Source organism: Nocardioides sp. GY 10127 (assembly GCF_004919085.1).
Taxonomy (GTDB): Bacteria; Actinomycetota; Actinomycetes; order Propionibacteriales; family Nocardioidaceae; genus Nocardioides.
In genome coordinates this window covers 151,146-163,649 of the sequence record NZ_STGL01000003.1, presented here as the reverse complement: position 1 = coordinate 163,649, position 12,504 = coordinate 151,146, and the positions used below count along the sequence as shown (strand labels likewise).

The following is a 12,504-nucleotide window of genomic DNA, read 5'->3' as shown; positions in this document are numbered from 1 at the left end:
GGTGGTCCGCAGCGACACACGAGAAATTCCTCCCGACGATGCAACCCGAGGCGCCTGGGAGGCGTCACAGTGGGTAAAGGACGGGCAGGAGCACCGTCCACGGGAGGTCGAGATGCAGATCGAGAGCCACGGCAGCACGCTGCTGCTGCACGGCGACTGCGTCGGGCACGTCACCGCCCAGGTGCGTGAGGCCCTGGCGGAGCACCTCGAGTCCCACCCGCGGGCGACCGTCGACCTCTCCGACGTCGAGGTCGTGGACCTCACCAGCCTGCGGATGCTGGCGGCCGCGAGCCGGAGGGCCCACCTGGAGGGACGTCACCTGGCGCTGCGCGGCTGCCGTCCGTCGGTCCGGCGCCTGCTCGCGGTCTCGCGGCTCAACCGCATGGTCGAGGTCGAGCGCGCGGCCGTGGGGGTCTGAGGAGGGCTCCCGGGCCGTCGCGGAGACCGGGTTCCGTCCGGTCAGCGACCGGGAACGTCCGCTCGTCAAGACGCGCGGCGAGTGTGACGGGCCACACGGAAGCGGGTTACCCCGGGGTACGGGGCGTCCTACCCTCGCGGCATGAGCGACGAGCAGCAGCGCCCCGAGCGGGACAAGCCCTGGGTCATGCGGACCTACGCCGGCCACTCCACGGCGGCCGCCTCCAACGAGCTGTTCCGCACGAACCTGGCCAAGGGGCAGACGGGTCTCTCGGTCGCCTTCGACCTCCCCACGCAGACCGGCTACGACCCCGACTCGGCCCTCGCCCGCGGCGAGGTGGGCAAGGTGGGCGTCCCGGTGCCCCACCTGGGCGAGATGCGTCGGCTGTTCGACGGCATCCCCCTGGCGGAGATGAACACGTCCATGACGATCAACGCCACCGCCATGTGGCTGCTCGCGCTCTACCAGGTGGTCGCGGAGGAGCAGGCCGGCGTCCCGGAGGGCCTGGCCGACCCCGCCGAGGTCGCCGCGCAGCTGTCCGGCACCACGCAGAACGACATCATCAAGGAGTACCTCTCCCGGGGGACCTACGTGTTCGGGCCCGAGGCGTCGCTGCGGCTCACGGCGGACGTCATCGCCTACACCGTCAACACGGTGCCGCGGTGGAACCCGATCAACATCTGCAGCTACCACCTCCAGGAGGCGGGCGCGACGCCCACCCAGGAGCTCGCCTACGCGCTGTGCACCGCCGTGGCGGTGCTGGACCGCGTCCGCGACTCGGGCCAGGTGAGTCCCGAGGACTTCGGTCGGGTCGTCGGTCGGATCTCCTTCTTCGTCAACGCGGGCGTCCGCTTCGTCGAGGAGATGTGCAAGATGCGGGCCTTCGTCCAGCTGTGGGACGAGATCACCCGTGACCGGTACGGGGTCACGGACGAGAAGATGCGCCGCTTCCGCTACGGGGTCCAGGTGAACTCGCTCGGCCTCACGGAGGCGCAGCCGGAGAACAACGTCCAGCGGATCGTGCTGGAGATGCTCGGGGTGACCCTGAGCAGGGACGCGCGGGCGCGGGCCGTCCAGCTGCCCGCCTGGAACGAGGCGCTCGGGCTGCCGCGGCCGTGGGACCAGCAGTGGTCGCTGCGGCTCCAGCAGGTGCTCGCCTACGAGTCGGACCTGCTCGAGCACGCGGACCTCTTCGCCGGCAGCCACGTGGTGGAGGCCAAGGTGGCGGAGCTCGTCGCCGGCGCGCGGGCGGAGATGGACCGGGTGCAGGCGATGGGCGGGGCCATCGCGGCGGTCGAGTCCGGCTACATGAAGTCGGAGCTCGTCTCCGCCCACGCGGCCCGACGTGCGCGCATCGAGTCGGGGGAGGAGGTCGTGGTGGGCGTCAACAAGTTCACCACCACGGAGCCGTCCCCGCTCACCGCGGACCTGGACTCGGCGATCCAGACCGCCGACCCGGCGGCCGAGGCGGCAGCGCTGGAGTCGCTGCGGGCCTGGAAGGAGCAGCGGGACGAGGCGGAGGTCGCCGACGCGCTGGCCGCGCTGGCCGCCGCCGCGAAGACGGACGAGAACCTGATGACCGCCACCCTCGCGGCGGCGCGCGCCGGCGCGACGACCGGCGAGTGGGCCCAGGCGCTGCGCGAGGTCTTCGGGGAGTTCAGGGCCCCGACGGGCGTGGCCGGCGCGGTCGGTGCGGCCGCGGCGGGCGCTGAGTTGTCGCAGGTCCGCGAGCGGGTGCACGCCACCGGCGAGGAGGTCGGCGGCCCGGGCGCGCGACTGCGTCTCCTCGTGGGCAAGCCGGGGCTCGACGGGCACTCCAACGGGGCCGAGCAGGTCGCCGTGCGGGCCCGGGACGCGGGGTTCGAGGTCATCTACCAGGGCATCCGCCTCACGCCCGAGCAGATCGTGTCGGCCGCCGTGGCGGAGGACGTCCACTGCGTGGGCCTGTCGATCCTGTCGGGGTCGCACATGGAGCTGGTCCCGGCCGTGCTCGACGGGCTGGCTGCCGCCGGCGCCGACGACGTGCCCGTGGTGGTCGGCGGGATCATCCCCGACTCCGACGCCCGGGCGCTGAAGGAGCGCGGGGTCGCGGCCGTCTACACGCCCAAGGACTTCGGCCTCACCGAGATCATGGACGGGATCGTGGACGTCGTGCGGCGGGCGCAGGGACTCGACCCGGCGACGTGAGGATCACGTGAGGGATCACCCGCTCAGGTAAGGCTTGCCTTCCTTCGCCTGCTACCGTGCAGGCGTGGGCAAGGACAAGAAGGGCAAGAAGGGGAAGAAGGCCGTCAAGGCCCGGGTCCCCAAGGTGAAGTGCTGCGAGTCGCGCTCCAAGTGCGGCCGCTGCCCCCTGCGCATGCTCAAGGAGGGCACGCTGCCCGACGGGTACACCGTCAAGCGGCGCAAGCTCGTCCGCGTCGACGGCCGGACCTTCTCCAAGAAGGACCTCTCGCGCGCCGCGTGACGACTCGCCCGGGCTAGCCTTGGCCCACCTGCGCGGGCGGTTCGTCCGCGCTGCCACGACGACGAAGGAGCCACCGTGGTCGCCGCCCGGTTCGCCGAAGCCCTCAACGCCCAGATCGGCCACGAGCTGGCCGCGCACAGCCAGTACCTGGCCTGCGCGATCCACTACGAGGGTCAGACCATGCCGCGCATGGCCGCCTTCTTCTACTCCCAGGCGCTCGAGGAGCGCGAGCACGCCATGATGATGGTCCAGTACCTGCTCGACACCGATGCGGAGGTCGTCATCCCGGCCGTGCCCGCGCCGGTCAACGGCTTCGAGGACGTCGTCGCCCCGGTGCGGCTCGCCCTGGCGCAGGAGAAGACCGTCACCGCCCAGATCAACGACCTCATGCGGATCGCGCGCGAGGAGCTCGACTTCGCCAGCGACCAGTTCATGCAGTGGTTCGTCAAGGAGCAGGTCGAGGAGGTCTCGACGATGTCGGACCTGCTGGCCGTCGCGACGCGCAACGCCGACGACGTCGACGAGATTGAGGAGTGGGTCGCCCGCGAGACCGGCGGCGAGTCCGGCGACGCCACGGCTCCGCCGGTCGCCGGCGCCTGACGCGCCGCACCGACCGTCCGCACGCCGGCCTCCAGCGCCTGACGGACCCCCGGGGCCCCGCCCCGGGGGTTCGCCGCGCCTGCTTGGATGGCGTGCATGGGTCGAGTGCTGATCGTCGGGGCCGGGGTCGTCGGCCTGAGTGCGGGTGTCCGGCTCCTCGAGGCGGGGCACCGCGTCGACGTGCTGGCGCGGGACCTGCCGGCCGAGACCACGTCGGCGGTGGCCGCCGCGATCTGGTACCCGTACCTGGCGGACCCGCCGGAGCGCGTCGGCGCGTGGGCGGCCCGGACCCGCACCGTCCTGGAGTCCCTGGCCGGTGCCGAGGGCGAGGACGCCGGCGTGCGGCTCGTCGCCGGGCGGGAGCTGCGTCGCGTGGCCGGGGAGGTGCCGTGGTGGCGGGACGCCGTCGCGGACCTCGGTCGCACCGACGACGTCCCACGGGGCTACGCCGAGGCCTGGACGACGACGGTCCCGGTGGCCGACATGAGCCTGTACCTGGCCTGGCTGCGCCGCCGGTTCGAGTCCCTCGGTGGCACCCTCACCCGTGCGGCACTGCCCTCGCTGCCCCCGGCGCCGGCCGGCGGCGTCGTCGTCAACGCCTCGGGCATGGGGGCGCGGCTGCTGGCCGACGACCCGTCGGTGGGGCCCGTGCGGGGCCAGGTCTTCCGCGTGCTGGCGCCCGACGTCACCGGCTGGACCCTCGACGGCGAAGGCCCCACCTACGTCGTCCCGCGTGTCCACGACGTCGTGGTCGGCGGCACGGAGGACGCCGGTGACTGGAGCCGCGACGTCCGCGAGGACACGGCCTCGGACATCTGGCGGCGCGCCCTGGCCGTCGAGCCGCGGCTCGCCGGGGCCCGTGTCCTGGCGCGGCGGGTGGGGCTGCGTCCCCGACGTCCCGAGGTCCGGCTGGAGCGGGAGGGCGACGTGGTCCACTGCTACGGTCACGGCGGAGCCGGCGTGACCCTCTCGTGGGGCTGTGCCGAGGAGGTCGTGGCCCTGGTCGAGGCCGGGCCGGGCGGGGCCTGACGCCTTCCTCGCGAGATGACCTGGGGCACCTCGGGGGAGCCGTGTGGCCCGGAGGAGGCGCCGTTATACCCCACCCGGTATAACGGCAGGGTGAGCTCGGGTCCTGACGCAGGTCTCGGGTCGCCGGCGTCCGACGGTGGTCGGCCGGGGCAGCCCGAGGGCGCTGCGCCCTGCCCCGACGGGTGCTCGGAGGAGGAGCTCCTCTTCTGGGCCTCCCTGGCCGCCTCCTCCCCGTGGCCGGCGGTCGTCCTCGATCCCGACGGGGTGGTGCTGGCCCACAACGGTGAGGCGGGCACGCTCCTCGCCCTCGACCGGCCGGTGCTCGGCAGCCGCCTGTGCGACCTGGTCCGGCCACTGCGGGGCGACGCCGCGGAGGTTCCCGGGTGGTGCGAGGACGGGCGGCCCCGGCCGGGCGTGCACGACCTGCTCCTCCCCGGTGGCGAGTCGGCGGCGGCGTCCTCGCCGGGGGCGGCGGGAGGCCTGGCCGCGTCGTCGGCCGGCGCGGGAGGGAGCGAGCAGGAGCGCGCGCTCCGCGTGATCGTCTCGCCGGTGCCGGAGAGCGTGGGGAGGGTCGTGCTCGTCGGCCTGCGCGACATCAGCGAGGAGCGGGTGCAGGCGCAGCGCGCCGACCGGATGCGGGACGAGCTGCTGGCGACGGTCTCCCACGAGCTGCGGACGCCCCTCACCTCTATCCTGGGCTACGCCGAGCTGCTGAGCGACGTGGAGTCGGGCCGGCTCGGTCCGCGCTCGGCGTCCATGCTGGACGTGATCACGCGCAACGCCCGGCGGGAGCTGCGACTGGTCAACGACCTGCTGGACGTGACCGCGCTGGAGGGGGCCGTGCCGGTCGGGACGGCCCGGGCGGTGGACGTCCGCGCCCTCCTGGCCCGGTGCGCGGAGCAGCTCCGTCTCGCCGCCAGGGAGCGCGGGATGGGCCTGCACGTGGACGTCTCGGGGGAGCCGGTGACCACGGGCGACGCCCAGCGGCTCGAGCAGCTGGTGGAGAACCTCGTCGTCAACGGCCTCAAGTTCTCCCGACCCGGCGCCGTCGTCCGGCTCAGCGCGCACGAGCGGGGGAGCGAGTGCCTGCTCCTGGTGGAGGACGACGGGGAGGGGATCGATCCCGCGGACCTGCCTCACGTCTTCGAGCGGCTCTACCGCGGTCGCAACGCCCTGCGCTCCGCCGCGCAGGGGGCGGGGCTGGGCCTCGCGATCGCGCGCGCCATCGCCGCGACCCACGGCGGGAGCATCGCGATCGAGAGCCGGCCGGGTCGGGGCACCCTGGTCACGGTGCGTCTGCCCGGGTACGCGGCCGCACGGGACTGACCGCGGCTGCCTGCCCTGCCTGCCACCTGACTCTGATCACCGGGGCAGCGGTCGTACCTCCAGGACGGCCCCGACCGGCACGGTGCCGTACAGGTGCGGGAAGCGTTCGCCCCCGCTCGTTGCGGCCTCCTCCCGCACCGGGCAATCCAGCAGTCCGGTGTCGATCACGAGCAGCACCAGCGGTTCGCGAGCGTCGGCGTAGTAGCGCTCCAGCACGCCGGCCACCTGGTGCGGGTGCGCCGCGTGGACGAAGCCGGTCTCGACGACGGAGCTGCCACGCGTCGAGGTGCCGTAGGAGCCGGTGGCCACGGCCGCCTGCCAGTCGGCCGCGGACGCGACGTGGTGGACGATCACGCGGACCCGCCTGAGGGCTCCGGCAGGCGCCGCAGGATCTCGTGCAGCAGGCCGGTCTGGGTGTCCAGGGTGCGGCCGTGGTCGGCGAGGGTCTCGGTGTGCTGGTCGAGGACTCCGCGCTGCTCGGCGAGGGTGGCGGTGTGCTGTTCGAGGGTGCGGCCGTGGTCGGCGAGGGTGGCGGTGTGCTGGTCGAGGACTCCGCGCTGCTCGGCGAGGGTGGCGGTGTGCTGCTCGAGGGTGCGGCCGTGGTCGGCGAGGGTGGCGGTGTGCTGGTCGAGGACTCCGCGCTGCTCGGCGAGGGTGGCGGTGTGCTGCTCGAGGGTGCGGCCGTGGTCGGCGAGGGTGGCGGTGTGCTGGTCGAGGACTCCGCGCTGCTCGGCGAGGGTGGCGGTGTGCTGCTCGAGGGTGCGGCCGTGGTCGGCGAGGGTGGCGGTGTGCTGGTCGAGGACTCCGCGCTGCTCGGCGAGGGTGGCGGTGTGCTGCTCGAGGGTGCGGCCGTGGTCGGCGAGGGTGGCGGTGTGCTGGTCGAGGACTCCGCGCTGCTCGGCGAGGGTGGCGGTGTGCTGGTCGAGGACTCCGCCCTGCTCGGCGAAGGTGGCGGTGTGCTGCTCGAGGGTGCGGCCGTGGTCGGCGAGGGTGGCCGTGAGCTGCTCGAGGACTCCGCCCTGCTCGCCCTGGACCCTGCGGACGTCGTCGAGCAGGCCGTAGAGGGCCAGGACGTCCTGGCCCTGCTGCCGGACACGGCGCTCGAGGTCGGGCTGGCTGCTCATGCCCCCACGGTAGGCCGGGCTCGGCGGTCCCGCCAGGTGGCCACGACCGCCTGTGGAGGACGCGCGGGCACGCTCAGAACAGCCGGCTCTCGGGGTCGTCCAGGCCGCGCAGCGCGTCGTAGTCGACGAGGGCACAGGTGATACCGCGGTCCTCGGCCAGGACGCGGGCCTGGGGCTTGATCAGCTGGGCGGCGAACATCCCCTGGACCGGCCCCTTGGCGGTGAGCAGCGGGTCGCGGTTGAGCAGCTCCAGGTACCGGGTGAGCTGCTCGACGCCGTCGATCTCGCCGCGGCGCTTGATCTCGACGGCCACGGTGAGCCCCTCGGCGTCCCGGCAGAGGAGGTCGACCGGGCCGATGGCCGTCGGGAACTCGCGCCGCACGAGGGTGAGCCCGGGCGCCAGGGTGGCGGGGTGGTCGGCGAGCAGCTCCTGCAGGTGCTTCTCGACGCCGTCCTTCTGCAGCCCGGGGTCCACGCCGAGGTCGTGCTCGGAGTCGTGGAGCACGTCGGCGAGCAGGATGCGGAGGGTGTCGTCGGTCTTGGTGCTGGTGACGACCCACTCGGGCACGCCGTCGTCCGTCGTGCCCTCCACCACGGTGCAGGGCGGGCTCATCCAGTTCAGCGGCTTGTAGCTGCCCCCGTCGGAGTGGACGAGCACCGACCCGTCCGCCTTGATCATCAGGACCCGGGTGGCCAGGGGGAGGTGGGCGGTCAGGCGGCCGGCGTAGTCGACCTGGCAACGAGCGACGACGAGTCTCACGCCGGGTGAATCTACGCGTCCCGTCCACCGACCCGGCCCGGAGGGGTGAAGCGTCCCGGGCCCGCCTCGGGTTGTCTCGATGCGCATGACACCCGAGGTGATCGTGCCGCTGGCCGCAGACCCCGGCGTGGTGGGCCGCCTCGAGGACGGGATCAACACCGTCTTCGAGCCCGTCGCCACCGCCGCCACGTCCGTCGTGTTCTGGGAGGTCCCGCTCGGGGACTACTCCTTCCCCCTCATCGTCCTGTGGCTGGTGGTGGCGGCGGCGGTCTTCACCGTCTACTTCCGCGGCATCCAGTTCCGCTCCTGGCGGACGTCGTGGGCCCTGGTGCGCGGCCGGTACTCGCGTGCCTCGGACCCGGGGGAGGTCACGCACTTCCAGGCCCTCGCCTCCGCCGTCTCCGGCACCGTGGGCCTGGGCAACATCGCGGGTGTCGCCGTCGCCGTCACCGTCGGCGGCCCCGGGGCGACCTTCTGGATGATCCTCGCCGGGCTGCTGGGCATGTGCACCAAGTTCGTCGAGTGCACCCTCGGCGTGAAGTACCGCGAGGTGCACGAGGACGGCACCGTCAGCGGCGGACCGTTCCGCTACCTGCCGGTGGCGTTCGAGAGGTTCGGCGCGACCGCCTCCCGGATCGGGGTCGGGATCTTCGCCGTGGCCCTCATCCTGTTCGGGGCCCTCGGTGGTAACGCCTTCCAGGCGAACCAGACCTTCGCGCAGGCCCGCGAGATCACCGGCGGCGAGGACGGCCTGCTCGGCTCGTCCCTGGCGGCGCTCCTGTTCGGCCTGCTGCTCGCCGCGGGGGTCGGTGTCGTCATCCTCGGGGGCGTCACCTCGATCGCCCGGGTGACCTCGAAGCTGGTGCCGTTCATGGCGGGCCTCTACGTGCTGGCCTGCCTCGCGGTGATCATCGGGAACCTCGGCCAGGTGCCCGGTGCGTTCGCCACGATCCTCTCCTCGGCCTTCAGTCCCGACGGGATCGCGGGTGGTGCGATCGGCGTCCTCATCGTCGGGTTCCAGCGTGCGGCGTTCTCGAACGAGGCGGGGGTCGGCTCCGCGCCGATCGTCCACTCGGCGGTGAAGACCCGCCACCCCGTCACCGAGGGCTTCGTGGCGCTGCTGGAGCCCTTCATCGACACGGTGGTCATCTGCACGATGACCGCCCTGACCATCGTCATCGCCGACACCGACCTCTACGGCTCCCTGCTCGACGACGCGGCGGCCGGGAAGTCGATCACCAACGACGCCGGGGTCGTGCTCACCTCTCGCTCGTTCGACTCGATCCTGCCCGGCTTCGACGCGGTGCTGACCGTCGCGGTCGCGCTCTTCGCCTTCTCCACGCTCCTGACCTGGAGCTACTACACGCTCAAGGCCTGGACGACGCTGGTGGGCCGCAGCCCGGTCAAGGAGAACGCCTTCAAGGCGATCTTCTGCGTGTTCACCGTGCTCGGTGCCGTGGTCGACCTCGGGCAGGTGCTGAACTTCGCGGACGCGATGCTCTTCGTCTGCGCCGTGGTGAACCTGATCGCCTGCTACCTGCTCCTGCCGGTGGTCAAGCGTGAGGTGATCGCCTTCGTGGGTGGCCTGCGGTCCGGCGAGATCGCCGAGGTGCCCCAGGCCGAGCGCGCGACCACCTGAGCCCGTTCTGGCAGGCTGGGCGGATGAGCCAGCACCCGCCCGACCAGCCGGCCGGGCCCGCCCGGCCGGTCCGGGTCCGGCCCGCGCGCCCGTCCGACCTGCGCCACCTGGCGGCGGTCGAGGACAGCGGCGCCGAGCCGTTCCGCGCTCTGCTGGGCGCCGCGGCGCCGCCGGCGCTGCTGGCCGCGGCCCCGTCGGGGCTCGAGCGGGACGCGGCGCCCGGCCGCCTGCTCGTGGCCGCCGAGCGCGATGGCTCGGACAGCGCCGTCGTCGGCTTCGCACACGTCCTGCACGTGCCGGGGGAGGCCACGCCCGACGGGTTCGCCCGGGCGCACCTTGAGCAGGTCTCGGTGCTCCTGCCGACGCACGGGCGGCGCGGGATCGGCACGGCCCTCGTCCGTGCGGCCCTCGAGGACGCCCGCTGGGACGGTTTCGAGCGGCTGAGCCTGTGCACGTACGCCGAGATCCCGTGGAACGGGCCGTTCTACCGGCGGCTCGGCTTCGAGGAGGTGGCCGAGCCCGAGCCGTGGCAGGCGCGTATCCGCGCCCACGAGCGGTCGCTGGGCCTGGACGGGGCGGGGCGGCGGGTCGTGATGGAGCGTCCCACCCGCTGAGGGCGCGCTGGTGCAGACCGGCGGCCGGGCCCACCAAGAATCTTGGGCGACCGCCCCGCGCCATGTCCGCTGGTAGGACGCCCATTTCCGGTAGTCGGACGTTCCGGCTGACCTCGCTGGGTGACACAGGTCACGCGCCTGCAACGTCGGCGCTGTCATCATCCCCGCCATGAGCAGCGCAGGCAGCAGCCCCACCCCGTCCTCCACCGCCCCGTCCTCCACCGCCGAGGACGCCCCCGGCCGGACCGTCGAGACGATCGGCGTGGTCGGCCTCGGGACGATGGGGGCCGGCATCGCCGAGGTCTTCGCCCGGCACGGCTTCGCCGTCGTCGGTGTCGAGGTCGACGAGGCGGCCGTGGCGCGCGGTCGGGGCCACCTCGAGCACTCCACCGCCCGCGCGGTCGAGCGGGGCAAGCTGAGCGAGCAGGAGCGGGACGAGCTCCTGGGCCGGCTCACCTACTCCACCAGCCTCAAGGACCTCACCCACGCCGACCTGGTGGTCGAGGCGGCGGTGGAGTCGATGGGCACCAAGAAGGAGATCTTCTCCGCGCTCGACGAGATCGTCTCGCCCGACGCCGTCCTCGCGACCAACACCTCCTCGCTCTCGGTCACGGAGCTCTCCAGCGCGACCCGCCACCCCGGGCGCGTCGTGGGCGTGCACTTCTTCAACCCGGCGCCGGTGCAGCGGCTCGTCGAGGTGGTCCGCACCGTCGTCACCGAGCCGCGGGTGCTCGACGACGTCGCGAGCGTGCTCGACCGGCTCGGCAAGAGCCCGGTGGTGTGCGGGGACAAGGCGGGCTTCATCGCGAACGCACTTCTCTTCGGCTACCTCAACCACGCCGTGGCGATGTTCGAGCAGCGCTACGCCTCGCGCGAGGACATCGACGCCGCCATGCGCTTCGGCTGCGGCTACCCCATGGGGCCGCTGGCGCTGCTGGACCTCATCGGCCTCGACACGGCCTACGAGATCCTCGACACGATGTACAAGCAGGGTCGCGACCGGCTGCACGCGCCGGCGCCGATCCTCAAGCAGATGGTCACGGCCGGCCTGCTCGGCCGCAAGAGCGGCCGCGGCTTCTACTCCTACGAGCGGCCGGACAGCCCGGTCGTCGTGGCGGACGCCGCCACCCCCAGCGCGGACGACGCTCCCCGGCTGCGCCACGACATCCGCACGGTCGGCGTCGTGGGCACGGGCACGATGGCGGCGGGGATCGTGGAGGTCTTCGCCAAGGCCGGCTACGAGGTCACCTACGTCGGTCGCAGCGAGGAGAAGAACGCGGGCGTGGTCGCCCAGATCTCCAAGAACTTCGACCGGCTCATCGCCAAGGGTCGCGCGACCGAGGAGAAGAAGGCCGAGACGCTCGCCCGGCTCACCGGGGCCACCGAGCGCGAGGCGCTGGCCGAGGTCGACCTGGTGGTGGAGGCCATCGCCGAGGACCTCGAGGTGAAGACGGCCCTGTTCGCGGACCTGGACCGCATCTGCAAGCCCGGCGCGGTGCTGGCCACCACCACGTCCTCGCTGCCGATCATCGCGTGCGCGCGGGCCACGAGCCGCCCGCAGGACGTCGTCGGCATGCACTTCTTCAACCCGGCGCCCATCATGAAGCTCGTCGAGGTGGTCTCGACGGTGGCCACCTCCGAGGAGGTCACGGAGACGACCCGCGCTCTGTGCGCCCGGCTCGGCAAGGTCGCGGTCTCCTGCGGTGACCGGGCCGGCTTCATCGTCAACGCGCTGCTGTTCCCCTACCTCAACGACGCGGTCAAGATGCTCGAGGCGCACTACGCCGACGCCGACGACATCGACCTGGCGATGAAGGCCGGCTGCGCCCTGCCCATGGGGCCGTTCGAGCTCCTGGACGTGGTGGGCAACGACGTCTCGCTGGCGATCCAGAAAGAGCTCTACCTGGAGTTCCGCGAGCCCGGCTTCGCCCCGGCGCCGCTGCTGGAGCACCTCGTCACCGCGGGCTACCTGGGTCGCAAGACGGGCCGCGGCTTCCGCGACCACACCCGCCGCTGACGCCCCGGCGCCGCCTCAGTCGAGGCAGAACTCGTTGCCCTCGGGGTCGGCCATGACGATCCAGCCGTGGTCGCGGGCGCTGGGCTCGTGCCGCTCGAGGCGGGACGCGCCCAGCGCCACCAGTCGCGCGCACTCCTCCTCCAGGGCCGCCATCCGCTCCTCGCCCCGCAGCCCGGGGGCCACGCGGACGTCGAGGTGCATGCGGTTCTTGCCCGCGCGCTCCTCGGGGACCTGCTGGAGGAAGAGCCTCGGCCCGGCACCGGTCGGGTCGACCAGGGCGAAGGCGCTGTCGTGGAGCGCCGCGGGCACGCCCTGGGCGGAGAGGAACCCGAGCCAGGCGTCGGCGGTCTCGACGACCCGGTCGGGGTCCGGTGCCGCCTCCGACCCGGGCACGGGCTCGGCGGCGTAGCCCAGGACCTGGGCCCAGAACAGCCCGAGCGTGCGTGGGGAGCGGGCGTCGAGGGTCACCTGGACCGTGCGCAGGATGGTGGGCATGCGCCCCACCCTGCC

12 protein-coding genes and 1 pseudogene are annotated in these 12,504 nt (G+C 73.2%); 9 read left to right on the top strand and 4 right to left on the bottom strand.

The genetic code is table 11. The annotated features are described in order from the left end of the window. Positions 1–112 precede the first annotated feature (112 nt). The 6 genes and pseudogenes from E8D37_RS04445 (at position 113) to E8D37_RS04420 (ending at position 5,840) form a co-directional block, all read left to right on the top strand. On the top strand, positions 113–418 hold the full coding sequence (locus tag E8D37_RS04445) for an STAS domain-containing protein (RefSeq protein ID WP_136568570.1): 306 nt from the start codon (positions 113–115) through the stop codon (positions 416–418). Between the two features lie 138 nt (positions 419–556). Further along, positions 557–2,605 (top strand): annotated as a pseudogene (locus tag E8D37_RS04440) (protein meaA); the annotation flags it as partial. A gap of 64 nt (positions 2,606–2,669) precedes the next feature. Beyond that, on the top strand, positions 2,670–2,885 hold the full coding sequence (locus E8D37_RS04435) for a hypothetical protein (protein WP_136568568.1): 216 nt from the start codon (positions 2,670–2,672) through the stop codon (positions 2,883–2,885). Positions 2,886–2,960: 75 nt separating this feature from the next. Continuing rightward, positions 2,961–3,485, top strand: coding sequence for a ferritin (locus tag E8D37_RS04430; RefSeq protein ID WP_136568567.1), 525 nt, complete (start codon positions 2,961–2,963; stop codon positions 3,483–3,485). A 96-nt stretch (positions 3,486–3,581) separates the two neighbouring features. Beyond that, positions 3,582–4,514 carry an FAD-dependent oxidoreductase gene (locus tag E8D37_RS04425; protein ID WP_136568566.1) on the top strand — a complete coding sequence of 311 codons (933 nt, stop codon included), beginning with the start codon at positions 3,582–3,584 and terminating at the stop codon, positions 4,512–4,514. A gap of 90 nt (positions 4,515–4,604) precedes the next feature. After that, positions 4,605–5,840 carry a HAMP domain-containing sensor histidine kinase gene (locus E8D37_RS04420; RefSeq protein WP_168929615.1) on the top strand — a complete coding sequence of 412 codons (1,236 nt, stop codon included), beginning with the start codon at positions 4,605–4,607 and terminating at the stop codon, positions 5,838–5,840. Positions 5,841–5,876: 36 nt separating this feature from the next. Here the strand turns inward: E8D37_RS04420 and E8D37_RS04415 are convergent, their stop codons facing one another. From E8D37_RS04415 to nucS, 3 genes are all read right to left on the bottom strand, one after another. Further along, on the bottom strand, positions 5,877–6,194 hold the full coding sequence (locus E8D37_RS04415; RefSeq protein ID WP_136568564.1) for a DUF952 domain-containing protein: 318 nt from the start codon (positions 6,192–6,194) through the stop codon (positions 5,877–5,879). Further along, positions 6,191–6,964, bottom strand: coding sequence for a hypothetical protein (locus E8D37_RS04410; protein WP_136568563.1), 774 nt, complete (start codon positions 6,962–6,964; stop codon positions 6,191–6,193). Before E8D37_RS04410 ends, E8D37_RS04415 begins: the two co-directional genes overlap by 4 nt. Positions 6,965–7,037: 73 nt before the next feature. Continuing rightward, positions 7,038–7,724, bottom strand: coding sequence for an endonuclease NucS (nucS, locus tag E8D37_RS04405; protein ID WP_206055568.1), 687 nt, complete (start codon positions 7,722–7,724; stop codon positions 7,038–7,040). 79 nt (positions 7,725–7,803) lie between these two features. Between nucS and E8D37_RS04400 the strand changes: the two genes are divergently transcribed. The 3 genes from E8D37_RS04400 (at position 7,804) to E8D37_RS04390 (ending at position 11,994) form a co-directional block, all read left to right on the top strand. Beyond that, complete coding sequence (locus E8D37_RS04400; protein WP_136568561.1) at positions 7,804–9,363, top strand: alanine/glycine:cation symporter family protein; 1,560 nt, start codon at positions 7,804–7,806, stop codon at positions 9,361–9,363. Between the two features lie 23 nt (positions 9,364–9,386). Continuing rightward, on the top strand, positions 9,387–9,977 hold the full coding sequence (locus E8D37_RS04395; RefSeq protein WP_136568560.1) for a GNAT family N-acetyltransferase: 591 nt from the start codon (positions 9,387–9,389) through the stop codon (positions 9,975–9,977). Positions 9,978–10,146: 169 nt separating this feature from the next. Next, on the top strand, positions 10,147–11,994 hold the full coding sequence (locus E8D37_RS04390; RefSeq protein ID WP_136568559.1) for a 3-hydroxybutyryl-CoA dehydrogenase: 1,848 nt from the start codon (positions 10,147–10,149) through the stop codon (positions 11,992–11,994). 15 nt (positions 11,995–12,009) lie between these two features. Here the strand turns inward: E8D37_RS04390 and E8D37_RS04385 are convergent, their stop codons facing one another. Further along, positions 12,010–12,480, bottom strand: coding sequence for a VOC family protein (locus E8D37_RS04385; protein ID WP_136569027.1), 471 nt, complete (start codon positions 12,478–12,480; stop codon positions 12,010–12,012). Positions 12,481–12,504: the final 24 nt, after the last annotated feature.

Excerpts from the sequence above, each read along its gene's own strand:
- E8D37_RS04445 (WP_136568570.1), top strand. The coding sequence starts at position 113 with ATGCAGATCGAGAGCCACGGCAGCACGCTGCTGCTGCACGGCGACTGC.
- E8D37_RS04425 (WP_136568566.1), top strand. The coding sequence starts at position 3,582 with ATGGGTCGAGTGCTGATCGTCGGGGCCGGGGTCGTCGGCCTGAGTGCG.
- E8D37_RS04410 (WP_136568563.1), bottom strand. The coding sequence starts at position 6,964 with ATGAGCAGCCAGCCCGACCTCGAGCGCCGTGTCCGGCAGCAGGGCCAG.
- E8D37_RS04400 (WP_136568561.1), top strand. The coding sequence starts at position 7,804 with ATGCGCATGACACCCGAGGTGATCGTGCCGCTGGCCGCAGACCCCGGC.
- E8D37_RS04395 (WP_136568560.1), top strand. The coding sequence starts at position 9,387 with ATGAGCCAGCACCCGCCCGACCAGCCGGCCGGGCCCGCCCGGCCGGTC.
- E8D37_RS04390 (WP_136568559.1), top strand. The coding sequence starts at position 10,147 with ATGAGCAGCGCAGGCAGCAGCCCCACCCCGTCCTCCACCGCCCCGTCC.